Annotated in this window: 20 protein-coding genes; 1 reads left to right on the forward strand and 19 read right to left on the reverse strand. The window is 59.6% G+C overall.

From position 1 onward, the window contains the following. Nucleotides 1-34 precede the first annotated feature (34 nt). The 9 genes from trpA to leuC all read right to left on the reverse strand — a co-directional run bounded on the left by trpA (nucleotide 35) and on the right by leuC (nucleotide 11,813). Nucleotides 35-847, reverse strand: a complete 813-nt coding sequence (gene trpA / locus AC0J1C_RS09170; protein ID WP_473043558.1) for a tryptophan synthase subunit alpha — start codon at nucleotides 845-847, stop codon at nucleotides 35-37. A gap of 19 nt (nucleotides 848-866) precedes the next feature. Next, nucleotides 867-2,075, reverse strand: a complete 1,209-nt coding sequence (gene trpB / locus AC0J1C_RS09175) for a tryptophan synthase subunit beta (protein WP_375193030.1) — start codon at nucleotides 2,073-2,075, stop codon at nucleotides 867-869. Continuing rightward, on the reverse strand, nucleotides 2,068-2,697 hold the full coding sequence (locus tag AC0J1C_RS09180) for a phosphoribosylanthranilate isomerase (protein WP_375192988.1): 630 nt from the start codon (nucleotides 2,695-2,697) through the stop codon (nucleotides 2,068-2,070). Before AC0J1C_RS09180 ends, trpB begins: the two co-directional genes overlap by 8 nt. Further along, nucleotides 2,694-3,602, reverse strand: a complete 909-nt coding sequence (truA, locus tag AC0J1C_RS09185; RefSeq protein WP_375192987.1) for a tRNA pseudouridine(38-40) synthase TruA — start codon at nucleotides 3,600-3,602, stop codon at nucleotides 2,694-2,696. The genes AC0J1C_RS09180 and truA overlap by 4 nt, the downstream gene beginning before the upstream one ends. A gap of 104 nt (nucleotides 3,603-3,706) precedes the next feature. Further along, nucleotides 3,707-6,976, reverse strand: coding sequence for a FimV/HubP family polar landmark protein (locus AC0J1C_RS09190; RefSeq protein ID WP_473043559.1), 3,270 nt, complete (start codon nucleotides 6,974-6,976; stop codon nucleotides 3,707-3,709). A gap of 314 nt (nucleotides 6,977-7,290) precedes the next feature. Beyond that, on the reverse strand, nucleotides 7,291-8,406 hold the full coding sequence (asd, locus tag AC0J1C_RS09195; RefSeq protein WP_375192985.1) for an aspartate-semialdehyde dehydrogenase: 1,116 nt from the start codon (nucleotides 8,404-8,406) through the stop codon (nucleotides 7,291-7,293). Nucleotides 8,407-8,536: 130 nt separating this feature from the next. Next, nucleotides 8,537-9,610, reverse strand: a complete 1,074-nt coding sequence (gene leuB / locus AC0J1C_RS09200; RefSeq protein ID WP_473043561.1) for a 3-isopropylmalate dehydrogenase — start codon at nucleotides 9,608-9,610, stop codon at nucleotides 8,537-8,539. 120 nt (nucleotides 9,611-9,730) lie between these two features. Beyond that, a complete protein-coding gene (gene leuD / locus AC0J1C_RS09205) occupies nucleotides 9,731-10,378 on the reverse strand; it encodes a 3-isopropylmalate dehydratase small subunit (protein WP_473043562.1) in 648 nt (215 codons plus the stop codon). Nucleotides 10,379-10,394: 16 nt separating this feature from the next. Next, the gene (gene leuC / locus AC0J1C_RS09210; RefSeq protein WP_473043563.1) at nucleotides 10,395-11,813 is read right to left on the reverse strand and encodes a 3-isopropylmalate dehydratase large subunit; all 1,419 of its coding nucleotides are present in this window, start codon (nucleotides 11,811-11,813) and stop codon (nucleotides 10,395-10,397) included. A 420-nt stretch (nucleotides 11,814-12,233) separates the two neighbouring features. On the opposite strand from leuC, the gene AC0J1C_RS09215 reads away from it, so the two are divergent. Next, nucleotides 12,234-13,106, forward strand: coding sequence for a LysR family transcriptional regulator (locus tag AC0J1C_RS09215; protein WP_473043564.1), 873 nt, complete (start codon nucleotides 12,234-12,236; stop codon nucleotides 13,104-13,106). 3 nt (nucleotides 13,107-13,109) lie between these two features. Here the strand turns inward: AC0J1C_RS09215 and AC0J1C_RS09220 are convergent, their stop codons facing one another. The 10 genes from AC0J1C_RS09220 to AC0J1C_RS09265 form a co-directional block, all read right to left on the reverse strand. After that, nucleotides 13,110-14,312 carry an MFS transporter gene (locus AC0J1C_RS09220; RefSeq protein ID WP_473046523.1) on the reverse strand — a complete coding sequence of 401 codons (1,203 nt, stop codon included), beginning with the start codon at nucleotides 14,310-14,312 and terminating at the stop codon, nucleotides 13,110-13,112. 112 nt (nucleotides 14,313-14,424) lie between these two features. Beyond that, complete coding sequence (aroC, locus tag AC0J1C_RS09225; protein ID WP_375192981.1) at nucleotides 14,425-15,519, reverse strand: chorismate synthase; 1,095 nt, start codon at nucleotides 15,517-15,519, stop codon at nucleotides 14,425-14,427. 37 nt (nucleotides 15,520-15,556) lie between these two features. Next, the gene (prmB, locus tag AC0J1C_RS09230) at nucleotides 15,557-16,459 is read right to left on the reverse strand and encodes a 50S ribosomal protein L3 N(5)-glutamine methyltransferase (protein WP_473043565.1); all 903 of its coding nucleotides are present in this window, start codon (nucleotides 16,457-16,459) and stop codon (nucleotides 15,557-15,559) included. A gap of 94 nt (nucleotides 16,460-16,553) precedes the next feature. After that, the gene (locus AC0J1C_RS09235; RefSeq protein ID WP_473043566.1) at nucleotides 16,554-17,768 is read right to left on the reverse strand and encodes a patatin-like phospholipase family protein; all 1,215 of its coding nucleotides are present in this window, start codon (nucleotides 17,766-17,768) and stop codon (nucleotides 16,554-16,556) included. 5 nt (nucleotides 17,769-17,773) lie between these two features. Next, nucleotides 17,774-18,550 carry a DUF4892 domain-containing protein gene (locus AC0J1C_RS09240; protein WP_473043567.1) on the reverse strand — a complete coding sequence of 259 codons (777 nt, stop codon included), beginning with the start codon at nucleotides 18,548-18,550 and terminating at the stop codon, nucleotides 17,774-17,776. A gap of 115 nt (nucleotides 18,551-18,665) precedes the next feature. Further along, nucleotides 18,666-19,628, reverse strand: coding sequence for an alpha/beta fold hydrolase (locus AC0J1C_RS09245; RefSeq protein WP_473043568.1), 963 nt, complete (start codon nucleotides 19,626-19,628; stop codon nucleotides 18,666-18,668). A gap of 11 nt (nucleotides 19,629-19,639) precedes the next feature. Next, nucleotides 19,640-19,990 carry a PilZ domain-containing protein gene (locus AC0J1C_RS09250; RefSeq protein ID WP_008171779.1) on the reverse strand — a complete coding sequence of 117 codons (351 nt, stop codon included), beginning with the start codon at nucleotides 19,988-19,990 and terminating at the stop codon, nucleotides 19,640-19,642. Nucleotides 19,991-20,111: 121 nt separating this feature from the next. After that, nucleotides 20,112-21,140, reverse strand: coding sequence for a DNA polymerase III subunit delta' (locus tag AC0J1C_RS09255; protein ID WP_473043569.1), 1,029 nt, complete (start codon nucleotides 21,138-21,140; stop codon nucleotides 20,112-20,114). Beyond that, complete coding sequence (locus AC0J1C_RS09260; protein ID WP_473043570.1) at nucleotides 21,137-23,260, reverse strand: transglutaminase TgpA family protein; 2,124 nt, start codon at nucleotides 23,258-23,260, stop codon at nucleotides 21,137-21,139. The genes AC0J1C_RS09255 and AC0J1C_RS09260 overlap by 4 nt, the downstream gene beginning before the upstream one ends. Continuing rightward, nucleotides 23,257-24,291, reverse strand: a complete 1,035-nt coding sequence (locus AC0J1C_RS09265) for a DUF58 domain-containing protein (protein ID WP_473043571.1) — start codon at nucleotides 24,289-24,291, stop codon at nucleotides 23,257-23,259. Before AC0J1C_RS09265 ends, AC0J1C_RS09260 begins: the two co-directional genes overlap by 4 nt. Nucleotides 24,292-24,312: the final 21 nt, after the last annotated feature.

Genomic DNA, 24,312 nt, shown 5'->3' on the forward strand with positions numbered 1-24,312 from the left:
TCCTTTGATGCCTGTCTGCCCCGCCGCCCGGATATCAGGAGGCGAGACTGTCCAGTGCTTCGCGCATCGGGTGAAGCAGATCGGTCAAGGCCCGTTTGAGCTGATCGGTATCTGCCTGATTTCTGGCTATTGTATCGACCAGGACACTGCCAACAATTACACCATCGGATACCCGACCAATGGCAGCAGCCGTCTCGGCGTCGCGAATACCGAAGCCAACGCCCACCGGCAACGCCGTCAATTCGTGAATATGGCTCACCCTGGCAGCCACTTCGTCGACGTTGATGGTAGCCGAGCCCGTTACGCCCTTGATAGAAACATAGTACACATAGCCGGAAGAGTGTTCGCTGATTGCGCGAATACGCTCATCGGTGGTGGTCGGCGACAGCAGGAAAATGGCATCCAGGTTCCTCTGTGTAAACAGGGGTGCCACTTCGTCCGCCTCTTCGGGTGGCAGGTCAACGGTCAATACACCATCCACGCCCGCTTCCTTGGCAGCCTCGGCAAACGTCTCATATCCCATGGCTTCCATCGGGTTAAGGTACCCCATCAGTACCACGGGCGTATCGTTGTCGGTTTTCCGGAACTCCCGCACCATGGCGATTACCTGCCGCAGGGAGGTGCCATGCACGAGGGCCCGCTCGCAAGCCAGCTGGATAACCGGGCCATCCGCCATGGGGTCAGAGAACGGCACTCCCAGTTCAATAATATCGGCACCGGCCTTAACCAGTGCGTGCATCAGATCAACGGTCACATCCGGATGTGGATCGCCCGCAGTAATGTAGGGAATAAGTGCCCTGCGCCCCTGCCCTTTGAGGGCCTTCATAACCCCTTCAATTCGGCTCATGCCTGCTCCTGTCAATTGTTCAGATCTCGATGCCTTCGAGTTTGGCGACCGTGTTGATGTCCTTGTCGCCGCGGCCAGAGACGTTGATCACAACGGTCTGGTCCTTATCCATGGTGGCGGCCAGTCGAATGGCATAAGCCACGGCATGCGCCGTCTCCAGGGCGGGCATGATACCCTCGACCCGGGTCAGCTTACGGAACCCTTCCATGGCTTCGTCGTCGGTGACAGACACGTACTGCGCCCGACCGATGTCTTTCAGCCAGCTGTGCTCGGGCCCAACTCCCGGATAGTCAAGACCGGCGCTGACCGAGTGTGTACCCGCAATCTGCCCGTTCTCATCTTCCATCAGATAGGTCCGGTTACCGTGCAGCACGCCGGGACGACCGGCGCACAGGGGCGCGGCGTGTTTACCGGTTTCAATTCCCAGCCCGCCGGCCTCAACGCCGTACAGTTGCACGCTCTCGTCGGCCAGGAACGGATAGAACATGCCAATGGCGTTCGAACCGCCACCTACACAGGCTACGAGCGCATCGGGCAGCTTGCCGGTTTTTTCGAGGGCCTGACGACGGGTCTCGCGACCGATCACCGACTGGAAATCACGAACCAGCAGCGGATACGGGTGCGGACCGGCCACAGTGCCGATGATGTAAAAGGTATCGTCGACGTTTGCCACCCAGTCACGCATGGCGTCGTTCATGGCATCTTTCAGTGTCTTGGTACCGCTCTGAACCGCATGAACCGTGGCCCCGAGCAGCTTCATACGGAACACGTTCAGAGACTGGCGCTGAACATCCTCGGCCCCCATGAACACGTGGCACTCAAGGCCCAACCGAGCGCATACGGTCGCGGTTGCAACGCCGTGCTGTCCGGCACCGGTTTCGGCAATGATTCGCTTCTTGCCCAGAAAACTGGCGAGCAGCGCCTGCCCGATGGTGTTATTAACCTTGTGAGCGCCGGTGTGGCAGAGATCCTCCCGCTTGAGCCAGATCTGGGCACCACCGGTCTCCCGGGTGAGACGCTCGGCAAAATACAGCGGCGTCGGGCGGCCCACGTAGTCCGCAAGCTCTTTATCAAAACGCGCCTGGAACTCAGGATCCTTCTTAAGCTGGGCATATTCCTTCTCCAGCGTCATCAGGGAATCCATCAGGGTCTCGGATACAAACCGCCCCCCGAAGGCCCCGAAATGACCCCGTGCATCCGGCAGTGCGCTCAGCATTTCTTCAGTCAGTTTTACAGACACGGTGAACCTCGTTAATAAAGTGACAGATTTTCCGGATATCCTTGATGCCCTTGTCTTTTTCTACACCACCACTGACATCGACAGCCCAGGGACGGACCTGTTCCACAGCGGCAAATACGTTATCAGATGACAATCCGCCGGCCAATATGAGCGGCAGTGGGCGCTCTTCGGGAATCAGGTCCCAGTTGAATACTTTTCCGGTACCACCATAGCGATCGGGATCCCAGGCATCGACCAGCAGACCTGAGGCTTCGTGATAATCCGCAAAGGCCCGCTCAATCTGACCCGGCTCCCTGACCCGTATGGCCTTGATCCAGCGGCGAGCGAATCCGGCACAGAACGACGGCGTTTCGTCCCCATGGAACTGAAGCAGGTCCAACGGCACCTGCTCAAGAACCGACTCAACATCTTCACGGGTGGGATTGACGAACAGACCAACAACCGTCACAAAGGCGGGTACCTCCTTTGCCAGAGCCCGCGCCTGGGCCGGGGACACGCTTCTGGGGCTGGGCGGATAGAACACCAGACCAATCGCATCGGCCCCGCTTTCCACTGCGGCCCGAATATCCTCGGGGCGGGTCAGCCCACAGATTTTCACCCGTGCAATCATTGTGCTGTCACCCGTTGTTTAGGATGAATGTGTGTCGGGGCGAACGGGCTGTTTTCTGAACGGGTGAACCACGGCCTCAGAAACCCGGGCCCACACTCGGCTTCCGGCACGCCGAACTCGCCTGGATAACCCACGTCGACCAGGTAGAGACCATGTGGCGGCGCGGTCACACCGGCAACTGTCCGGTCCTTCTGGTTCAGTATCTCACGAATTGACTCGACAGACTCCTTGCCGGACCCGACCGCCATGAGCGCACCGGCAATGTTTCGAACCATATGATGGAGAAAGGCATTCGCCTGAACATCGATTACGACAAAGTCCCTTTTTCGGCTTACCGATATCCGCTCCAGAAAACGGATTGGTGTCCTGGACTGGCAACCCGCTGCCCGAAAGGACGAGAAATCGTGTTCGCCCACCAGTGCCTGGGCCGCCAGATGCATCCGGTCGGCATCCAGCGGCCGGAACGTCCAGCTCACCTGCCCCCTCTGAATGCCAGGTCGGACCGGATGGTTGTAAATGATGTACCGGTAACGCCGGTAGGTCGCCGAGAAGCGCGCGTGAAAATCGCCAACACCGTTACCCGCCCAATGAACGGCAATATCCTCGGGAAGTGCAGTGTTGATACCCATGACCCACGAGCGAAGGTTACGCACCGAAGGCGTATCGAAATGAGCAATCTGGTAGCTGGCATGAACCCCGGCATCGGTCCTGCCGGCACACACCAGCTCAACCGGATGATCGGCAACCTTGCTCACGGCACGGGCCAGCTCGGATTCCACCGACCGGACACCGGACTTCTGCAACTGCCAGCCGTGAAAACCCCGGCCGTCGTATTCAAATGCAATAATCACGCGCCCATTGCCTATGGCGTTATCGGTGGTCAATGGCGGGTTCTGGAGGAACAAATGCTGGCCCGGAATGAGTGTTGCCCTGAAAAGCAAAGCGCCGGCTTGTTACCGGAATTGCTTCCGGTTGCCGGCGCTTGCTGCCTGAACCTGATTATAACGAATCAGGACAGATTTTTAAGGAGATCTTGCGCTTCCGCCTTCTGCTCCTCGTTACCCTCAAGTGCGACTTCCTCGAGGATGTCTCGGGCACCGTCAGTATCACCCATCTCGATATAGGCGCGGGCGAGATCCAGCTTGGTGGCCGCTTCGTCGGTTCCGGCGAGGAAATCAAAATCATCGTCGTCACCGAGTTCGCTCTCGTCGATGTCAGCGACCGCGGATTTTTTCTCGCTGCCACCCACCTCGTCGGAGGCTACCGGGAGTTCGGGTTCGTCTTCGGCGTCTTCCCCGGCGCTCGCGTCAGCGGACTCTTCGGCATTCTCCAGCGTATCCAGCCCTTCCTGCTCAAGGTCCTCCGCGCTCTCTACGGTTTCTTCGGGACCTGCGCCAGCGACATCGCCCAGGGTATCGTCCTCACCCAGGGCATCCTCCAGTCCGAGCTCTTCGTCCAGCGACTCCTGCTCATCATCCCGGTTAGCAGAGTCACCGGAATCGGAGATCTCTTCCATCAGCGCCAGGTCTTCATCAGAGACATCCAGCTCGAGGTCATCCAGCGAAGACTCCTCCATTTCGCTGCCGCCAAGCTCGTCCTCTTCGCCGGCCACCTTGTCGAGTTCCGCATCCAGGTCATCCAGGAACGACTCGTCTAGCGACTCCAGGTCGCTTTCGGATTCTTCCTCGCTCTGACCCGATTTATCCGAACCGGAATCTTCTTCCGCAACGGTTTCCTCGTCAGTCAGGTCCGACGCCTCGAAATCGAGACTCAGATCTTCTTCCTCAGACAAATCATCGGGAACCTCAGTCTGCGCGGATTCTTCAACATCGGTCTCGAATTCGGAGGAAAGATCCCACTCGCCAGATTCACCCGTCTCGGTTACTTCTTCCGAGGAAGCGGATTTGTCGTCGTCCGATTCAAGTTCGATACCCGACAGGTCGAACTCGATCATGTCGTCCTTGCTTTCTTCTTTTGACGTTTCAGCCTGATCGGATTCCTGTTCTTCGAACTCACTCAGGTCAACGTCTGCAAAGTCCGTATCGAACTCCCCAAATTCGTTTTCCTGCGGCTCTTCCTTCTCGGCGTCGAACTGATCGGCCAGAAGCTCATCGGAGGCCGGCTTGTCTTCGTCGCCGGCTTCTTCTGTTTCACTGGCAAATGCGCTCTCGAAATCCGCACTGTAATCCGACTCATCCTCATCGGCAGCCTCTCTGGAAGCCGTGAAGGAATCGGAACGCAACTCAGACTCCAGATCATCGATGCTCGGCATGGATTCGGCTTCTTCAAGCCGTGCACGCAGCTCGTTCGCACTGGCAACGGCGTCTTCGTCGTCGAGCGCCTCAATTTCACCAAACTGCTTTTCGAAGGAGTCCCGATCCTGGTTATCGGCATACACGCTCAGAAGCTTCAGCCGAAGGTCGGTACGGCTGGGCTCACGGGAGATGGCGTTTTCCAGGGTTTGAGCCGCCTGATCGTGACGACCATAAGCGATATAAGCGTCAGCTTCGGCAATCGCATCGCCCTCTGCAGATTCCTGGCCCTCATCCTCAAGACTGAGATCGAAGGAATCCGCACCCTCGTCTGACTCGCTATTGAGCTGCTCGTAAAACGCTTTTTCGCGGTTGGCGTTCCTGCGGGCAAGCAGCAGCAACAGCAGAAGCAGGACAATGAGGCCGCCACCAAGAGCAATCTGGTACATGGGATTACTGGTGATGGCATCAATGATGTTGCCCGGGAACCCTTTATCTGCGGCCGGCTGAGTTGGCTTGGGCGCCGGCTGCTGGGCCTCCGGCTGAGACTGAGCCGGCTGGGTTGCCGCAGGGGCGCTCTCTGCCGAGGTATCGTCCAGATCCGAGGGATCGGAATCGGCTGTTGCATCGGCATCCACGGCCACCGGCTGTTCCGGTTCCTGAGCCGTGTCGGCGGGCACTTCTCTGGCGCTTTCCGCAGACGCCTGCGCCTCAGCGCCGGCGGTTTCGGTATCCGCCATGTCACCGGAGGCATCGTCGCCCTCGGCCGGTGTTGTCGGCTCGGCACTTTCTGCAGACGTTTCCGCCTCTGCCCGGCTCGCTCCGGCATCGGCCCCGGCTTCGGCTGATGCAGTCTCTGCAGGCTCACCGGCGCCCTCGGCAGCCTCATCGCCCGTCGCAGCAGATTGCTGCATTTCGGCCAACTGGGTGTTCTTCAGCTCCAGCAAACGCTGCAGGGTTTCAACCTGATCCTGCAGATCTTCCACGCGACTGTTCAGTTCGGCGTTCTCTCGCCGCGCACTCTCGAGCTCTTCCATGGCGACTGCGGTGCCCGCATCAACGCCACCGGGCAGCTGGCCGTCGCCACCGGCTGAGCCACTGTCTGATGGCTGCTGGTCGCCGTCGTTGGCTACGATCAGTTTGAGCTCATCACCACCTGTACCGCCGGCGCCCTGTGCTGCCGAACCTGCGGACTGCTCTGCGGTGGCGTCTACGGTGCGCTGAGGCGTCTGGAAGGCTTGATTCTGCTGGGCGACCAGGCGGGTGGCTTCGGCACGGGAGCGGCTCTGAATCTGATCCATGGAAGGAATCCGGAGAACCTCACCCCGCTTGAGACGGTTGATGTTGTTGCCCATGAAGGCGTCTGGATTCAGATCCTGGATTGCCAGCATCACCTGCTGCATGGACACGCTGTCGTCCGGGCGAACTTGCGAGGCAATTGTCCAAAGGGTGTCGGACGGACCGGTGGGACCGAAGGTGTTGGCGCGGTAGCCGGAGCTTAGAGACTGCTCGGCCCGGGCCTGACGCCTGGCAGACTCGGCACTGCGTACGGCGGTCGGCTGCTGAGCTGACTGTGTCGAGCTCACGGCGGGTGCACTGACCTGCTCCTCGACACCGGACTCTTCGGCATAAACTGGCGGATCAACCAGCACCGCGTATTCCCGCAACAAACGGCCATTCGGCCAGGTCAGCTCAAGCAGGAAATTGAGGTACGGTTCGCGCAGGGGCTCGCGAGAAGAGACGTTGATGATAAGACGACCGTCGTTACCCGGCACCACCTGGAACCTGAGCTTGCTCAGAAACTGGTTGCGATCCAGCCCCACGCGCTCATAGGCCTCGGGTGAAGCAATATTGACGAACACGTCCGCTGGATTGATGCCTCGGCTCTGAGGCAAAGTGATCTCCGCGTCCAGTGGCTCGTTCAGATAGGACTGAAGTTCGAGTTCACCCAGTCCCAGGGCCTGTGCGACGCCGGATCCGAGCCCTCCCGCCAGAGCCAGGGCAACCGCAAGCTTGCGTACCTTCATGCTTTTTCCTTTCCAGTCTCCGTTATTCGTTACTGCTTTTTTTCAAACAGAATCGGACGAGGTTGGATGACTTCCGTCTGGATCGTTCTCGTTATTATGTGTTCTTTTTAATATTCAGTCCGGCAAGTATTGTTGATAAAACCTCTTTTATCAATCAATCAGCCGCAATCCTTGTACCGATTTTTTATCAATCACGCGGAACTGCCTAGCGCTCTTGAAAATAACAGGGGCGGAGACTGAAATCAGCCTCCGCCCCCTTACCGGTTCATTGAAACCGGACACAGTTGGCATTTATTGCCTCTGTGTAACAATTTTTAACGCTCCTGAAGAATCCGGAGCATCCGACGCAGCGGCTCGGCAGCGCCCCACAGCAGCTGGTCACCCACGGTGAACGCGGAGATGTACTCCGGCCCCATGGACAGCTTGCGGATACGGCCGATGGGCACGCTCAGGGTGCCGGTGACCTTCGCCGGGGTGAGCTCCTCAATGGTCGCATCACGCTCATTGGGGATGACTTTCACCCAGTCATTCGCCTTGGCCAGGATCGACTCGATTTCCGAAACCGACAGATCCTTCTTGAGCTTGATGGTCAGCGCCTGACTGTGGGAGCGCATGGCACCGATCCGCACACAGATACCGTCGATAGGAATCGGATTGGCGGAGCGACCGAGGATCTTGTTGGTCTCAACGCCGGCTTTCCACTCTTCCTTGCTCATGCCGTTATCGAGTTGCTTGTCGATGAACGGAATCAGACTGCCAGCGAGCGGAACCTGGAAGTGCTCGGTGGGGAAATCACCGGAGCGCATCGTTTCGGTAACCTTGCGGTCAATCTCCAGAATCGCGGAGGATGGATCCTCAAGCTCGCTCTTCACGCTCTTGTTGAGCTCGCCCATCTGATTGAGCAACTCACGCATGTTCTGGGCACCGGAGCCGGAAGCCGCCTGATAGGTCATGGGCGACACCCACTCGATCAGGTCCTGCTCCAGCAGGCCACCAAGGGCCAGCATCATCAGGCTGACAGTACAGTTGCCACCGATGTAGTCTTTGACGCCTTTTTCAAGCGCGGCATCAATGACGTTCCGGTTGACCGGATCCAGCACGATCACGGAATGATCGGCCATCCGCAATGTGGATGCCGCATCAATCCAGTAGCCCTGCCAGCCAGCATCGCGCAACTTCTGATAAACCTCACCGGTGTAGTCGCCGCCCTGACAGGTAACGATCACATCCATGGTTTTCAGAATGTCGATGTCAAAGGCGTCCTGCAGAGGGGGTACGCCCTCCTTGCCCACATCCGGTGCAGGCTTACCCGCCTGGGATGTGGTAAAGAACACCGGCTCGATGTCTGCGAAATCGTTTTCTTCACGCATGCGCTGCATGAGGACAGAGCCCACCATGCCACGCCAACCTACAAGTCCAACTCGCTTCATGGGCGATCTTCAGACCTCGTTTTATGCCCGCCCGCTACCGTTATCGCTGGCAGGGACAGGGTGGATGATCCCGCGGCAACTGCATCCCGTTACCGTCGGGTCTCAAATTCTCGGATTGTTCAGCGGCTGATTATAACGCAGCGAGAACAGCCTCTCCCATTTCCCGGGTGGACACCTTGTTCGCGCCCTCGGACATGATATCTGCTGTTCGCAGCCCCTGATCGAGCACCTTGCTGACCGCGGCCTCGATCGCTTCGGCCGCTTTCTCTTCGTTCAGACTGTAACGAAGCATCATGGCCGCGCTGAGAATCGTGGCCAGAGGATTTGCAACGCCCTTGCCGGCGATATCCGGTGCCGAGCCATGGCACGGCTCGTACATGCCCTGCTTCCGGGAATTCAGGGAAGCCGAAGGCAACATGCCGATAGAACCGGTCAGCATAGCCGCTTCGTCCGAAAGAATATCACCAAACATGTTGCCAGTCACAATCACGTCAAACTGCTTGGGCGCTCGGACGAGCTGCATCGCCGCGTTATCCACGTACATGTGAGACAGCTCGACATCGGGATATTCCCGACGCAGATCGTTCATGATTTCCCGCCACAGAACCGTGACTTCCAGCACATTGGCCTTGTCTACGGAGCACAGCTTTTTGCCCCGCTGTTGGGCCGCTTCAAAGGCAACGCGACCGATTCGGCGAATCTCGGATTCCTTGTAAGCATAGGTGTTATACCCCTGGCGCTCGCCGCTCTCGAGCTCCCGAACGCCTCTGGGCTGGCCAAAATAGATACCGCCAGTGAGCTCCCGCACGATCATGATGTCGAGGCCAGAGACCACCTCGGGCTTGAGGGAGGACGCTGAAGCAAGCTGCGGATACAGGATCGCCGGGCGCAGGTTGGCGAACAGCTCAAGGTTGGAGCGCAAGCCCAGCAGCCCCTTCTCCGGCCGCTTGGCCATGGGCAGACTGTCCCACTTCGGTCCACCGACCGCACCAAGCAGAATGGCGTCGGCGGCCTTCGCTTTCTCCAGGGTTTCGTCCGGAAGCGGCGTATCGGTGGCGTCGATGGCGGCGCCACCCACCAGTCCCGCCTCGAACGTGAGACCGAGACTGAACTGATCGTTAACCTTGTGAAGGACCTTTTCCGCTTCCGCGACAATTTCCGGACCGATGCCGTCGCCGGGAAGCATGAGGATTGTTCTGGACATGTTATTTCCTTGTTGAATTCCTTTATGTCGGATTACGCTGCGCTAATCCGACCTACTAGGGAGCTTGCGAACATTTCGGGATCGTAGGTCGGATTAGCGCAGCGTAATCCGACACCAAACTCAGCTGCCGGCGCCAAACAACCAGGGAGCGGTCTTGCGACGGCTCTCCTCGTAAGATCTGATAGCATCCGCGTCTTCCAGCGTGACGCCAATATCGTCCAGACCGTTCAACAGACAATGCCGGCGGAAGTCGTCCACTTCGAACGTGAAAGTCTCACCGGAGGGGGTCGTGACGGTCCTGGCCTCCAGATCGACAGACAGCTGATACCCCTCGCTCTGGTCCACTTCCTCGAACAAACGATCTACAACTTCCTCTGGAAGAACAATAGGTAACAGACCATTCTTGAAGCAGTTGTTGTAGAAAATATCGGCAAAGCTTGGGGCAATGATCACCCGGAACCCGAAGTCTTCAAGCGCCCAGGGCGCGTGTTCGCGACTTGACCCACAACCGAAGTTGCGACGGGCCAGCAGCACGCTGGCGTTCTTGTAGCGATCCTGGTTGAGCACGAAATCCGGATTGAGGGGCCGTGTGGAACAATCCTGATCCGGCTTACCTTCGTCGAGGTACCGCAATTCATCAAACAGGTTCGGGCCAAAGCCCGTGCGCTTGATGGATTTGAGGAATTGCTTGGGAATGATCATGTCCGTATCCACATTGGAACGGTCCATGGGGGCAACAATACCCTGGTGTTGCGTAAATGCGCGCATGGTTCTCTCCTGTGGATCAGTGCATCAGCTCACGAACATCAACAAAATGGCCGGTAACCGCGGCCGCAGCGGCCATGGCCGGGCTCACCAGATGCGTCCGCCCGCCAAAGCCCTGACGGCCCTCAAAGTTCCGGTTCGAGGTGGAGGCACAATGCTCCCCCTGCCCCAGCTTGTCGGCGTTCATGGCCAGGCACATGGAACAGCCCGGGTCACGCCACTCGAGACCGGCCTCGATAAAGATCTTGTCCAGACCTTCCTGCTCGGCCTGAGCCTTAACCAGGCCGGAACCCGGCACTACCATCGCCTGCTTGAGCGTCGGTGATACTTTGCGGCCCTTAACCACCGCTGCCGCCTCGCGCAAATCCTCAATCCGGCTGTTGGTGCAGGAGCCAATGAATACGCGGTCCAGCTTGATCTCGGTGATCGGCATATTCGGCTTGAGGCCCATGTACTTCAGAGCGCGGACAATTCCTTCACGCTTGATCGGGTCGGCTTCCTGCTCCGGGTCCGGCACATTGCCATCAACACCGGCGACCATCTCGGGCGAGGTGCCCCAGCTGACCTGCGGTTTGATCTCGGAGCCTTCCAGCTCCACCACTTTGTCAAACTCGGCGTCATCATCACTGCGCAGCGTGCGCCAGTACTCAACCGCCGCATCCCACTGCTCACCCTTGGGGCCGAACGGGCGGTTACGGACGTACTCGATTGTGGTGTCGTCCACCGCCACCATACCTACCCGGGCGCCGGCCTCGATGGACATATTGCAGATGGTCATCCGCCCTTCCATGCTCAGGCCCTGAATGGCCTCGCCACCAAACTCAATGGCATAACCGGTACCACCGGCGGTGCCGATCTTGCCGATGATGGCCAGCACCACATCCTTGCCAGTGACACCCGGCCCGAGCTTGCCGTTCACCTTCACCAGCATGTTCTTCATTTTCTTCTGCACCAGGCACTGGGTGGCGAGCACGTGCTCCACCTCGCTGGTGCCAATACCATGAGCCAGACAGCCGAAAGCGCCGTGGGTAGAAGTATGGGAGTCACCACAGACGATGCTCATACCCGGCAAGGTGGCACCCTGCTCTGGCCCAATCACATGCACAATGCCCTGGCGCTGGTCCTTGATCTTGAATTCCAGAATCCCGAACTCGTCACAGTTCTTGTCCAGGGTTTCCACCTGGATCCGGGACACCGGATCAACAATGCCCTCAACACCCCGTTCGCGATCGGTGGTCGGCACGTTATGGTCTGGCGTGGCAATGTTGGCATCAATACGCCACGGCTTCCGGCCGGCAAGACGCAGGCCCTCAAACGCCTGAGGCGAGGTCACTTCGTGCAGCAGGTGACGGTCGATGTAGATCAGCGCGGAGCCATCGTCCCGCTGTTTGACCAGATGGTCGTCCCACAATTTGTCGTATAAGGTTTTGCCCGCCATGGTTCTCTCTCACTCTCTGGGGGTTTCTGGTTCTTGCTCAGTATTCGTTTATTCTAACGCCAGGTCCTGAATAACCTCAATTCATGTTTTTTATCCATACCATCCCTATCAGTTATACTTGGGAGAAGGTCACGGGTTCGGATAGTCTTTTAAAAACACGCCGACAAGCACATCCATGTGGGCTCGAATCGGGCCATCCCTGGCCCTCTACGGTTTTGAAAAGACTATCCCAACCCGCGCCCCGAACCTTGTAGGTGTACCCTGGCTGCCCGTGTTGACTGGAGGCTCTGGCCTCCGAAAACCGTAGAGCGCCAGGGATGGCGCGACCGAGCCCTACAGGGACGTATTTACGGGCGTGTTTTCGGAGGCCGGAGCCTCCAGGCAACCTGCACAAGGTTGATTTTGTGGAGCAAGAATTCCGTGGATTCGAACGCGTTAAAAGCCTTTCTGACAATCGTCGACCAGGGCTCCTTCTCGGAGGCGGCCGAAACTCTGCACCTGACGCAGCCGGCCATCTCCAAACGCCTGGCCGCCCTGGAAAACCAGCTCGGCACCACTCTGATCGACCGCAGCCACCGCCAGATACGGCTCACCGACGCCGGCAGCCGGCTGCTGCCGCATGCCCGCAAGATACTGGATGAAATCCACAACGCCCGGGTCGCCCTCTCCCCGGACTCCGGTGAGGTAGAAGGCGAATTGCAGATCATCGCCAGCCACCATATTGGCCTGCACCATCTACCCAACTGGTTACGGCGTTTCAAACGGGAATACCCGCAGGTATCGATCAACCTGCAGTTCATGGAGTCGGATGCGGCCTACGAGCAGATGCGCAAACGCAATGCCGAACTTGCTTTCGTCACTCTGAGCGACAGCATGGATCCGAGCTTTCAGGTCTTTGCCCAGTGGCCGGACGACATGGTGTTTGTGGCCGGTGCGGAGCATCCGCTGTCCCAGCTGGCCCAGCCAACGCTGGCCGACCTTGCCGGGCATCCGGCACTGCTCCCGGATACAAGCACGGCCACTTATCGCGTCGTCAGTCGGCTTTTCCTTGAGGCCAATCTGCCGCTGAATCCGCAAATGCCCACGAACTACCTCGAAACCATCAAAATGATGACCAGCGTTGGCCTCGGCTGGAGTGTGCTGCCCACCCGCATGCTCGACGCCAGTCTGCGGGTGCTGGACATTGGAACGCCAGTCTCACGGGTATTGGGAGGCATAGGCCTGGCTGGCAGGCAGTTGAGCAACGCATCGAGAGCCCTGCTTGAGATCGTGCAGCAGGAAGAAAACGCCTGACGGTCAGTTCTGGTTCGGAACCGGTGGCGGCCGCAGGCCCCGCCAGGTAATCACGATAGCGATCAGCATGGCCGCGGCCCCGCCCCAGAACGCGGCGGACGTGTCAAACCCATCCACGAGGAAACCGGACAACCAGGCGCCGATAGCGCCGCCAGCACCGAAGGTCAGCCCGCTGTAAAGCGCCTGGCCCTGGCCATGGTGATGCTGCCCGAAAAAGCCCTGGATGTACTGAACGGACAACGCGTGCAGGGCCCCGTAGGACGCAGCATGGAGCAGTTGCGCAAACAACAGCACAACCACCACATCCGTGACCTCGGCGATCAGGATCCAGCGGATCATGGTGAGGGTCAATGCCCCAATGGCGATCTGCCGAACGGTAAAGTTCCGGGTCAGCCGGTGCATTACCAGGAACAATGCAATTTCAGCAAACACCCCCAGGGACCAGAGCAAACCAATGGACAGCTTGCCATACCCGTGCTGGGCCAGATGAATACTGAAGAAGGTGTAGTAGGCACCGTGCGAGACCTGAAGAAGGAAGTTCATCAGGAAGAATGTCACCACCGCCGGGTGGGTCACGATGGCTTTCAGGCTGCCTTTCGGCGCGGGCGGCTTGCGCTCTCCCCGCTCCGAAGGAACCAGAAACGCCGATACCGCAATGCCGGCAAACACCGGGAGCAGCAACCACGGCAGCGACTGAATAGGCATCAACTCCAACAGGCCACCCACCAGAGCCACCGCGCCAATAAAGCCCACCGAGCCCCAGAGCCGTACGCGGCCATACTTCTCTTTCTGGGTGCCCAAAGTTCGGAGCGTAATCACTTCATAAAGGGGCAGGATGGCGTTCCAGAAAAACGTGAACGCCAGCATAACCAGCAACAAACCGTAGAAACCCGGCTCCAGAAACACCCCGGCAAAAAACAGCGACCCGGTAATGGCGCCAAAACGCACCAGCCGCACCCGCTGCCCGGTTCTGTCCCCGAGCCAACCCCAGACACTGGGCGCAACGATCTTGGTGAGCTGGATGGTCGCCATGAGCGTGGCGATCTGGAGATAGGAAAAACCCTGGCCCTCAAGATAGAGAGACCAATATGGGAGGAGCCCGCCAAGCAGAGCGAAGAACCAGAAATAGAGGTTAGAGAGTCGAAAGTAAATGGCGAAACCCCTGTCAGCCTGCCCCGGATGCCCGGTGGCTTTGGCGGGATCGATTGCCCAAAAATGTGAAGCGCCAAGGATGGCGCGACCAAGCCCTACATGGACGTATTTACGGGCGTTTTTTGGGCAATCGATCCCGCCGAAGCCGCTTCTCCAAATCCTGCGGTCAAAGCTGCCCAATCACCGGCGTAGAAACAGAAACATCCGCATTCTGGCCCCGATGCCGCAGGTAATGATCCATCAACACGATGGCCATCATGGCCTCGGCGATCGGCGTAGCGCGAATCCCAACGCAGGGGTCATGGCGACCGGTCGTGATCACTTCGCAGGGATCGCCGTTCACATCGATGCTGCGCCCGGGAAGCCGCAGGCTGGAAGTCGGCTTCAGGGCAATGCTCGCCACAATCGGCTGCCCTGAGGAAATTCCGCCCAGCACACCACCGGCGTTGTTGGACAGAAAGCCCTCCGGCGTCATCTCGTCACGGTGCTCAGTGCCCTTCTGCTCTACGCAGTCAAACCCGGCGCCAATCTCCACGCCCTTCACCGCATTGATGCTCATCAGCGCATGGGCAAGATCCGCATCCAGGCGATCAAAAATCGGCTCGCCAAGCCCCGGTGGCACACCGTCTGCCACCACATTGATGCGAGCACCGATGGAATCGCCTTCCTTTCGGAGGGCATCCATGTAGGCTTCCATCTCCGGCACCTTATCGGCGTCCGGGCAGAAGAACGGGTTCTGGTGCACCTGGTCCCAATCTAGCTTCTCCGCCCGGATCGGCCCCAATTGCGACAGGTAGCCACGGATACGAATGCCCAGGCGCTGCTCAAGGAACTTCCTCGCCACCGCCCCTGCCGCTACCCGCATGGCGGTTTCGCGGGCCGAGGAGCGACCACCGCCACGGTAGTCCCGAACGCCGTACTTGTGCATGTAGGTGTAATCGGCGTGGGCGGGGCGGAACTGCTCGGCGATCTTGGAGTAGTCCTTCGAACGCTGGTCCGTATTCTCGATGATCAGCCCGATCGGTGTGCCGGTTGTCTTGCCTTCAAACACACCGGACAGAATCCGCACCTCGTCCGCTTCTCGGCGCTGGGTGGTGTGTCGGGAAGTACCCGGCTTGCGGCGATCAAGATCGCGCTGCATATCGGCTTCCGAGAGCTCAAGCCCGGGAGGACAGCCGTCGATGATACAGCCCAACGCGGCGCCGTGACTCTCACCAAAGGTGGTTACGGTAAACAGTTTTCCGAAGGAATTTCCCGACATAATTCAGTATCTTGTTAAGCAATTGTAAGAAACAGGGTTAGCGTGAAGCCAACCACTGCCGCAACTCGGCTTCGCCAATCACGAAAACACCATCTCCGCCGTTCTCGAACTCCAGCCAGGTCAGTGGCAGATCCGGGTAGGCGTCATCAAGCGCTGCCCAGCTATTACCCACTTCCACCACAAGCAAACCGCCCGGCGTCAAATGGTCAGCCGCCCCGGCAAGAATACGGTGCGCAATGTCCAGACCATCCTGCCCGGCTGCAAGCCCCAGTTCCGGTTCATGGCGATACTCGTCCGGCATGTCCGCCATATCTTCAGCATCCACATACGGCGGGTTGCTGACGATGACATCAAAGCGCCCCTCAATCTTTTCGAACACGTCGGATTGCACGGTACTTGCCCGGCCACGCAGACCGTGAAGGTCAATATTCGATTCCGCCACCTCCAGCGCATCCGCTGAAATATCCGAGAGCACCACTTCGGCATCAACAAACACCGACGCCGCCCCGATTCCGATGCAGCCGCTCCCGGTACACAAATCCAGAATCCGCTCAACAGGCCGGTCACCCAGCCAGGGCTGGAACCCATTCTCGATAAGTTCAGCAATGGGGGAACGCGGCACCAGCACACGCTCGTCCACATGGAATGGCATGCCCATGAACCAGGCCTCACCCAGCAGGTACGCCAGGGGAACCCGTTCATTCACGCGACGATCAATGCGCTCAAGGATGGTATTCCGCTCTTCACAGGTAAGCCTGGCATCCAAAAAAACGGTATTGTTCTCAAGCGGCAGATGCAGGCTGCGCATCACCAGTTGAACCGCCTCATCCCAGACGTTGTCGGTGCCGTGGCCGAAGAACAGCGGCGAGGCGGCGAAGCGGGAAGACGCGTAGCGAAGGTAATCCCGAACGCTGTGAAGGTCGTCGATGGGGCTGGTCACAAAGTCTGTCCTGTCCGTGAGCGTGTCAGCGCCGGATTATACGCTGTTTAAGGGCGACACTGCAGCCTTGCGGACAAGCTGATAAGCAACACTGTCAGATTGCCAGGGGCCCGGAACTGTTGCGACTCTCCTCGAAACGGTCCAATGCCGCCGCCATGCGCTCGCGGCCGAGCTGAATCAACTCCGGTGCCTTGTGGTAGTCGTAGCTTCGACAGGCGTTCTTGGGAATATTCACCAGGAGATCCGGCGGATAACCGGCAATCTTGTACTGAACCAGCGCGCTTTGCATGGTCTCGATGGTCAGGTTCATGACATCAAACTTGCCGATACCCAGCTTGTCCCAGTCAATCGTTTCATGCTCTTCCTGGGTTTTCGCATCCAACGATCTTCGCTCAGTGTGCTTTTGATGTTCTTTTTTACTGACTTCCCGGCTGATTTTCTCTTCCGGGCTGTCGTCATTGCCGTTTTTGCGTGCACCCAGGGATTTCAGCGTGTCCCAGTCAAACCAGCGTGAGGCCTTCTCGCGGATCGCATCAACCCATTCATCCATGTCACCGCCCTCATCGTCGTTACTGCTGAAGGCCGCGTCAGGGATACGGCGGCGACGATCATCCTCGCCACTGAGATTGACGGCAACGATCAGGTCTGCGTGGGATGAAATGGTCGGAATAATCGGCAACGGATTGAGCAAGGCACCATCCACCAGCACGCGCCCGTTGAGGACCAGTGGCGTAACCACACTCGGAATGGCCACCGAGGCCCGTATGGCCTGGTCCAGTGGCCCTTCCTGAAACCAGATTTCCTTATGCGCCAGAAGATCGGTGGCCACCGCTGTGTAGGCGATTGGCAGGTTCTCGATGCGGGTGTCGCCCAGCATTTCGCGCACCACGGAGAAAATCTTCTCGCCACGTATGGCGCCCACCGAATTGAAGGTCACATCGAGGAGTTTCAGTACGTCGAACTGGCCCAGCCCGGTCACCCAGTCCTTGTAGTCCTGCATCTTGCCAGCACCGAACATTCCGCCGATGAGGGCCCCCATGGAGCACCCGGAAATGGCCACGATGTCGTAGCCCCGCTCGACCAGAATCTCGATGGCGCCGATATGGGCATAGCCCCTGGCCCCGCCACTACCAAGGGTGAGTGCAACGGTTTTCCGGCGTTTCCCCGAAACAGCGCCCTGTTCGGAACTCGCCGGGGCCTGACTCGCAGAGATATCCGAGCTTTTGAGCACCGTAGACGCGTGATCTTTGGGCTCGTCGTCCTGGGCCAAGTCACTTTTCTGCGGGTCGTCGTCCTGTGATCTACCCATTACCTTCACCCCGATACCACAATTAATTCCACCCGGTTGCCCTGGCGATCCGGGTCCTTGAATACCCCCGCCGGCCCCGGCACGATGATGGTCTGCTGGTTCCGGGGAACGCCGGTCTTGGTCAGCACCTCCGACAGGGATTCGGCGGCCATTCGGGCGCGCTCCCGCGCTTCGCTAAAGGATTCGTCGGTTTCCAGTTCAGAATAGCCTACGAGGACAACCACTGCCCCTTTTTGGGAGGCCAGATCCGACAACCGGCGCCGATCAGATCCGCGCCAGTCAAAACGGTAGGTGACGCCGCCTCGCCAGGGCACAATGATAGGGCCTTTGACCCGTTCATCCACCGTTCCCAGGCCGGGGATCGTCGCACCCGCTCCGACCCGAAGGTGCTCCACCCACACATACTCACGAAGGTTGCCGCGGGTAACCGTGTACACCAGGGTCAACCAACGGGCACCATCCTCGGCGATGGAACCGGCTACCAGGTAGTCCTGGGTATCGTCCCGACCAAGCAGCGTGCGCTGGCCAAAAATCTGATTGGCCCAGACGTTGCTGCGACCACAGCGGATGCCTGCGCAGTCAAACAGAACCTGGGCATTGCGCTCGTTCAGTACCCGCTGGTAGTGATCCCGTGCGCTTTCCCGCCTGGCGTCCCGCGACAGTTGATAGAGACGCCCTTCCCCCTCAACCGGCAACCGGGCAAGGCTCTCGGAGCGAATCTCATCGTTCACTTCCCGCACCGGGCTGAACAGGACAAGGTGCCCGGTGGACTGAATCTCCACGGTGTTTTCCAACGTGGATTGGGCGAACGGGACTGGAAAATCCGCGAGCGAGGCGGAAACCAGGGACGGCATCGCCAATGGGACAAGAGCGAGAACGAGGCGGGCGTAAAGCGTTTTAATCAAAGGATGACTCACCTTCAAGAAAATGGACGACGGCATCAGCAACCGGTGCGGTGTCTCCGTCCAGATGACAGTGATGACCGCCGGGTACCCGGGTGGTCTGAAGCCGTGCAATAGCATCGGCCCGGGCATCCAGGTCTTTTCTGTACGAAAGAAGTCCGGCATCGGCCCTGATAAACAGCGTCGGTGTCTCGATGGCCTCCAGGGTGGCCAACACCTGCTCCTCGGTCATCATTAGTGGCGAGGGGTGGCGCAGGCGCGGATCGGTCCGCCAAACGTGCCCCCCTTCGACAGATGTCAGGTTGCGGGGACTCAGGGTCAACGCGGCATCAGGACTCAGGGGACTCAAGCCACCCTCGCGGGCCCTTGCTGCAGCGGCTATATCGGGATAGACCGGCGGCTGCCCGGAACCGGAAATGCGCTTCTTGATGGCCTTGCGCAGCTGCGGAACGGTTTCCGAGGCCGGCCGGCTGATGGCGCCGAGGCTGTCAATCATCACCAGCCGACGGGCGCGCTCCGGGAATGTGGCCGCGTACAGGGCGCACACGATACCACCGAGGGAGTGGCCCACAAGATTGACACAGCCATCCTCGGTTTCCTGGAAATAGCGTTCAACCAGTTCCGCCAGATCGGCGACATAATCCATCAGCAGATAACTTTGCCCGTCCGGGCGGTGGCCGGAGTGCCCGTGGCCGGCGAGATCGATGGCATGAACCGGCCCGATTCGCGCCAGTTCCGGCGCCAGCCTGGCAAAACTCAGGCTGTTATCAAGCCAGCCATGGACAAGGAGCGTTGGTGTGTTGTCGTGAACACCCGGTTCACAGGGCCAACTCAGACCGGCCAGGGTGATATACCGGAGCTTCCACTCAGCCTCACGGCAAGCTGGCGACCCCTCATCGGCAATTCCGGAAGCGCTCTCGCTGGCAACCGTAGAAACCTGTGTTGCCGTGTCACTCATCGGCGGCTCCCTCACATGGTGTGTGTCGGGCGATCAGAGCTCAGCGAGCCTGCCAGGTAGGATTCTATTTTGGTCCGGGCCGTTTCGTCGTCGCCATTGAACTGCACGCCGATGCCAGCCGCACGATTGCCCTGCGCGCCCTTGGGCGTAATCCAGATCACCTTGCCGGCCACCGGAATTTTTTCCGGCTCATCCATCAGGTTGAGCAACAGGAACACCTCGTCGCCCAGCTGATACTGCTTCTGGGTGGGAATAAACAGGCCGCCCTGACGGATGTACGGCATATAGGCAGCGTACAGTACCGCCTTATCCTTGATGGTCAGGGTGAGAATGCCACTGCGCGCGCCAAAACCGGGCCCCATATCTGACACCTTTCTCCGGAATTATCATTGGGTTGGAAGGGATCCTGAACATCCCTTTCATCAGGCAATCATAGCAGCTGTTGCGTGCAAAGGCGCAACCCTGTGCGTTGCCGGGCAGCGCCTACGCCGACCGTTTTGCCGGCATCAGTGCCTGCCAGGCCATCAATAGCCGGCTTGCCTCAAGCTCCGGGCTGGCGTTGTAGACACCGGCAGCCCTGGCGTCCCGCACCATCTCCAGCAGCTCGTGGGCTCGCCAGGCGGGCGTTGTCCTGGACAGAAAACCCATCATATCAGCGGAATCCGTATCCTTCGCCGTACCCCCGGCAATCATGCGGGCAAGGTCTGCAGCCCAGGTTTCGAACAACCAGAGCGTATCCTCAAGCCCCATGGCCTTGAACGCCCGGGCGGCTTCCCCGAGCGGAATGCGGGATTTCATGAATTCCTTGAAGCGCTCCAGCGCCTCGTCCCTGAGGGCGATAAAATCGCCAGTCGCATACTCGAGGGCCAGTCTCGGAGCATTACCGGCCAGCATCAGCGCCTTGGCAAGAGCGTCAGCGGCGGGCCGCTCGCCCTCAGGCATCTGCCCGACCTGGTTGACCAGCCACTGGTTGGCCTCCGCGTTGTCAGGCACCGGTATCGTGAGTGTCTGGCACCTTGAGCGAATAGTCGGCAGCAACGGTCGACCGCTCTCCTGCAGAAGAATCAGGGTAACGTCAGGCTGCGGCTCCTCAAGGGTCTTGAGCAGGGCGTTGGCGGCATTGATATTCAACTGATCGCCCCGGTCGATTATGGCGACCTTGTGGTGCCCCACCTGGGGAGAAGCCACGGCGAACGCCGACAACGCCCTAACCTGGTCCACCTTGACCATGCGGGACTTTTCCGGCCCATAGACCCGTACATCGGGATGGCTGGCTGCGCCGTACAGCTCACATTGTTTGCACCGGCCACAGGCCACAGGCTTCCCGCTTTCCTGTCCTGAGGGGCGCTCGCACACCAGCAAACCAGCAACGGCATCAGCCCAGGCCCGCTTGCCGATGCCGCGCTCGCCGGAAACGATCAGCGCATGGGGCAGCCGGTCTTCGGCAACCCGGTTCTGCACGGTTTGCCAGGCTCTGGCCAGCCAGGGCATATCTTGAACAATGTCGGTCACTGACTATTCCCGCGAAGTTGTTGCTGGTGAGTCGAAGACGAACCGCGACCACGACCTTTCGGTTTCTTTCGGGCGCCACGGCGGCGTAACTGACGCTTCATGGTCGCCAGTAAACGGCGCATGCGCTTCAGCTCCTGGCCGTCGGCCCGGTCCCTGTCCGCGCTATAGTAATGGCTGTTTACCATTCGGGCAAAAAGCCTGGCCGAGTCGGCCGCAGCCGGCTCGGCCCTCGCCAGTCGCGCCGCCAGCCCGGAAGGCGTTTCGCCGTGCCGGACCGGCACGCCAACGCGGTTACAGAGCTGATGCCAGTTGTCCACCATCCTCCGGAATGCATCACGGCGCTCGCCCCTGCGCAGCTGCAGCGCCGAGACCAACCCGGCCACCAGCAGACCCGCGCCCACGATGCCGGCGGTCAGATACCCCAGTTCCCGAATGCCAAAACCGCCAGGAAGCCGAGACATCAGATCCATCTGGCTCTGGCCCTGGTAGCCCACGACCCAGCGCTGCCACTGATAATTGATCCGATCCAGCTGCAGGCTGGCCCATTGCACCAGCGCCACATCGGCATAACGCTGGGGCGAGGCCCAGTTATCCTCCAGGAAGGATCCCTCTTCCGCCACGGCGTCCCGCAGGCCCGATTCAATACGATTCGGTGCGATGGCGGCGGTAGGATCGATCCGGACCCACCCCCTGCCGTCAATAAACGCCTCCACCCAGGCATGGGCATCATATTGGCGAACAATGAGGTACTCGCCCCCGGCACCGGCTTCCCCTCCCTGATAGCCAACCACGATTCGTGCGGGAATCCCGGCGGCGCGAAGCACGAAGGCTGTTGCGCCAGCGTAGTGGGCACAGAATCCACGCCTTACGTCAAACAGGAGCGCATCAATCCCGTTTTCCGGCATCGCCGGTGGCCGCAATGTGTAGAAATAGGGCTGCTGCCGGAACCGCTCCATCAGATTCACCACAATGTCTTCGTCCGCCATCTCCCGACGCAGATCTGCTGCCAGCGCCCTGGCCCGGGGATTGCCATCAGGCGGCAGTTGCAGATAGCGCCGGCGTTCCGTGGCTCCCAGCTCCGTGGCTTCGTCTGGCTCTGACTGCAGGGCCAAACGGTAGCGCACCGGGCTGTCGGCAGGCCGGGGGAAGCGAAACAGATCGGCACTGGCCTCGTAAACGTTGTCGGAGACCGCCTCGGAACCTTCCAGCGCAAACGCCCAGCGCTGGTCCGTTGGCTCCAGCAGCACATCGTATTCGCTAGCCTTGAGTTCTCCGACGCCACCGTCCACCGCAACCCGACCAAGAGGCCGGAAAGGTTCTCTCTGGCCTTGCCGCCAGGTTTCTCCATCGAGGTAGTCGAGAATAAGCCCCCGCCAGTAGCGGTCACGGTGTGGCGGAATCTCACCGCCGAAGGTCACACGGAAGGCACGCTCGCTGCTCTGGGCCAGATTGGATATGTCCCCGGGCCGCATGGAATCGCTGATACCGGTGCGCGCCTCGCCGGATACCAGTGGCACACTCCACAGCGGAGCCATCCTGGGGAAGAACACGAACAACAGCACAACAACCGGAAGCGTCTTCAGGAACAGCACGCCGAGCCGGCGCCAGCCCGAGGTCATACCGGCGGGCAGATCCGGGGCATTGAGTACCTGCAGACCCACCAGCAGAAAGGCAATACCGGTGAAATTCAGCAGCGCCCAGAGAATTTCCTGGTGAAACAGAAAATTCACTGTGGCCAGATAGACCAGGATGAAGAAAAGCACATAGAAATCCCGCAGGGAGCGGGTTTCGAGCCACTTCAGGCCCACCGCCAGCACAAAAAACGAAGCCGCTGTGTCGACGGTAAATCGGCCCTGGACCGTGGCGAGGTAAACACCCACAAGCACCAGCATGATGGCCGTGCGCAGCCATCGTCCCGGCAACCTCACCCGTCCGGTCTGCGCCAGCCAGCGCCAGGCCGCCAATATCGCGCAGACGGCCATCAGCCAGAGGGGCAACCGGTCCCACTGTGGCACCAGCAAAAGTACAAAACTGCCAATCAACCACAGCAAAGCCCGGGACGGCAGCACGCCGGAATCACTCGGCTCGGGAGCAGATCGTAACCCTGAAAACAGTCTCAAACCTGCCCCTCCGTGACGGATGCAGATGAACGGAGGGATCCTCGCCGGCGGGTGCCGTGGGCCTCGACCGTGGCATCCCTGGGGCGCTCCTCACCCCAGGTGGCCAACACCCGGAGGCATCTGGCTACGTGGGCTGGGCCCGAGTCCGGCTCGATCATCTGCCCGGGCAGGCTGAGCCCGAATCGGGCCCCGCTTTTACCACGTTCCGTGACCAGAAAGGCGAGGTAACTCAAGCGCAACTCATGATCGACCCCCGGGTAGGCATTGAAATCCAGCCAGTGCGGACTGCCCTGCTCGCCCTCCCAGTCCGCCACCACCATCTGACCGGTTCGGGCGAACCGCTTCCACTGCACCCGCTGGCTCAGGTCGCCCTCTCGCCAGGGGCGGATATCGGCGTGATCATTGCCCTCGACAGACCGGGCCTGTTCGGACTCCTCGCCGTCATCGACCTGGCTCAGGCTTTCCGGCGCCGCAATGGGCCTTGGAAACACAAGACCCGCGGAGACCGGCCGAAGCCAGGACCAGGCTTTTAACAGGCCAAAGGGAAACCGGGTTTCTACCCGAATGCGGTCGGGGCGCAAATACCCGCGATGCGCCGAGTGCACCGGCAAGACCGTATCTTCAGCCTGGCCGGAGCGCACGTGGATCGGCGTGTGCCGGGAGTCGTCGCAGGAGATAACCACAGCGACCGCATCGTCACGGCCCGCCCTGAGCCTGAGACGAAAAGGGATGTCATCGCCTGCAAACCCTTCTCCAGGCTGAATCAGGCTCAGTTCCAGGCCAGAGAGGTTTCTGTGGGTCTGATGCATCGCACCCACGAAAACAGCGCCCAGCAGGAACGTGGTGAGATAAATGAGACTGTTCTGGTAGTTGATGCCGGTGAGCAGCATGATCACCAGCAACAGACCGAACACTACTCCGGCACCTGTAGGCAGGATGAAGATGGTCTTTTGACTGAACGTCTGAAGATCCGAGCGTGGAATGCGACGGTTTATCCAGCGTTGCCAACGTTGTCTGAGAAGGTTGTTCATAGTGTCCCTGAGGCCGCCACT

This window comes from Marinobacter sp. E2, assembly GCF_055755345.1.

Excerpts from the sequence above, each read along its gene's own strand:
- AC0J1C_RS09180 (WP_375192988.1), bottom strand. The coding sequence starts at position 2,697 with ATGATTGCACGGGTGAAAATCTGTGGGCTGACCCGCCCCGAGGATATT.
- AC0J1C_RS09250 (WP_008171779.1), bottom strand. The coding sequence starts at position 19,990 with ATGGGGCCCGGTTTTGGCGCGCGCAGTGGCATTCTCACCCTGACCATC.
- aroC (WP_375192981.1), bottom strand. The coding sequence starts at position 15,519 with ATGTCGGGAAATTCCTTCGGAAAACTGTTTACCGTAACCACCTTTGGT.
- asd (WP_375192985.1), bottom strand. The coding sequence starts at position 8,406 with ATGAAGCGAGTTGGACTTGTAGGTTGGCGTGGCATGGTGGGCTCTGTC.
- AC0J1C_RS09265 (WP_473043571.1), bottom strand. The coding sequence starts at position 24,291 with ATGAACAACCTTCTCAGACAACGTTGGCAACGCTGGATAAACCGTCGC.
- AC0J1C_RS09235 (WP_473043566.1), bottom strand. The coding sequence starts at position 17,768 with ATGGGTAGATCACAGGACGACGACCCGCAGAAAAGTGACTTGGCCCAG.
- trpA (WP_473043558.1), bottom strand. The coding sequence starts at position 847 with ATGAGCCGAATTGAAGGGGTTATGAAGGCCCTCAAAGGGCAGGGGCGC.
- leuD (WP_473043562.1), bottom strand. The coding sequence starts at position 10,378 with ATGCGCGCATTTACGCAACACCAGGGTATTGTTGCCCCCATGGACCGT.
- AC0J1C_RS09245 (WP_473043568.1), bottom strand. The coding sequence starts at position 19,628 with ATGAGTGACACGGCAACACAGGTTTCTACGGTTGCCAGCGAGAGCGCT.
- leuC (WP_473043563.1), bottom strand. The coding sequence starts at position 11,813 with ATGGCGGGCAAAACCTTATACGACAAATTGTGGGACGACCATCTGGTC.
- leuB (WP_473043561.1), bottom strand. The coding sequence starts at position 9,610 with ATGTCCAGAACAATCCTCATGCTTCCCGGCGACGGCATCGGTCCGGAA.
- AC0J1C_RS09190 (WP_473043559.1), bottom strand. The coding sequence starts at position 6,976 with ATGAAGGTACGCAAGCTTGCGGTTGCCCTGGCTCTGGCGGGAGGGCTC.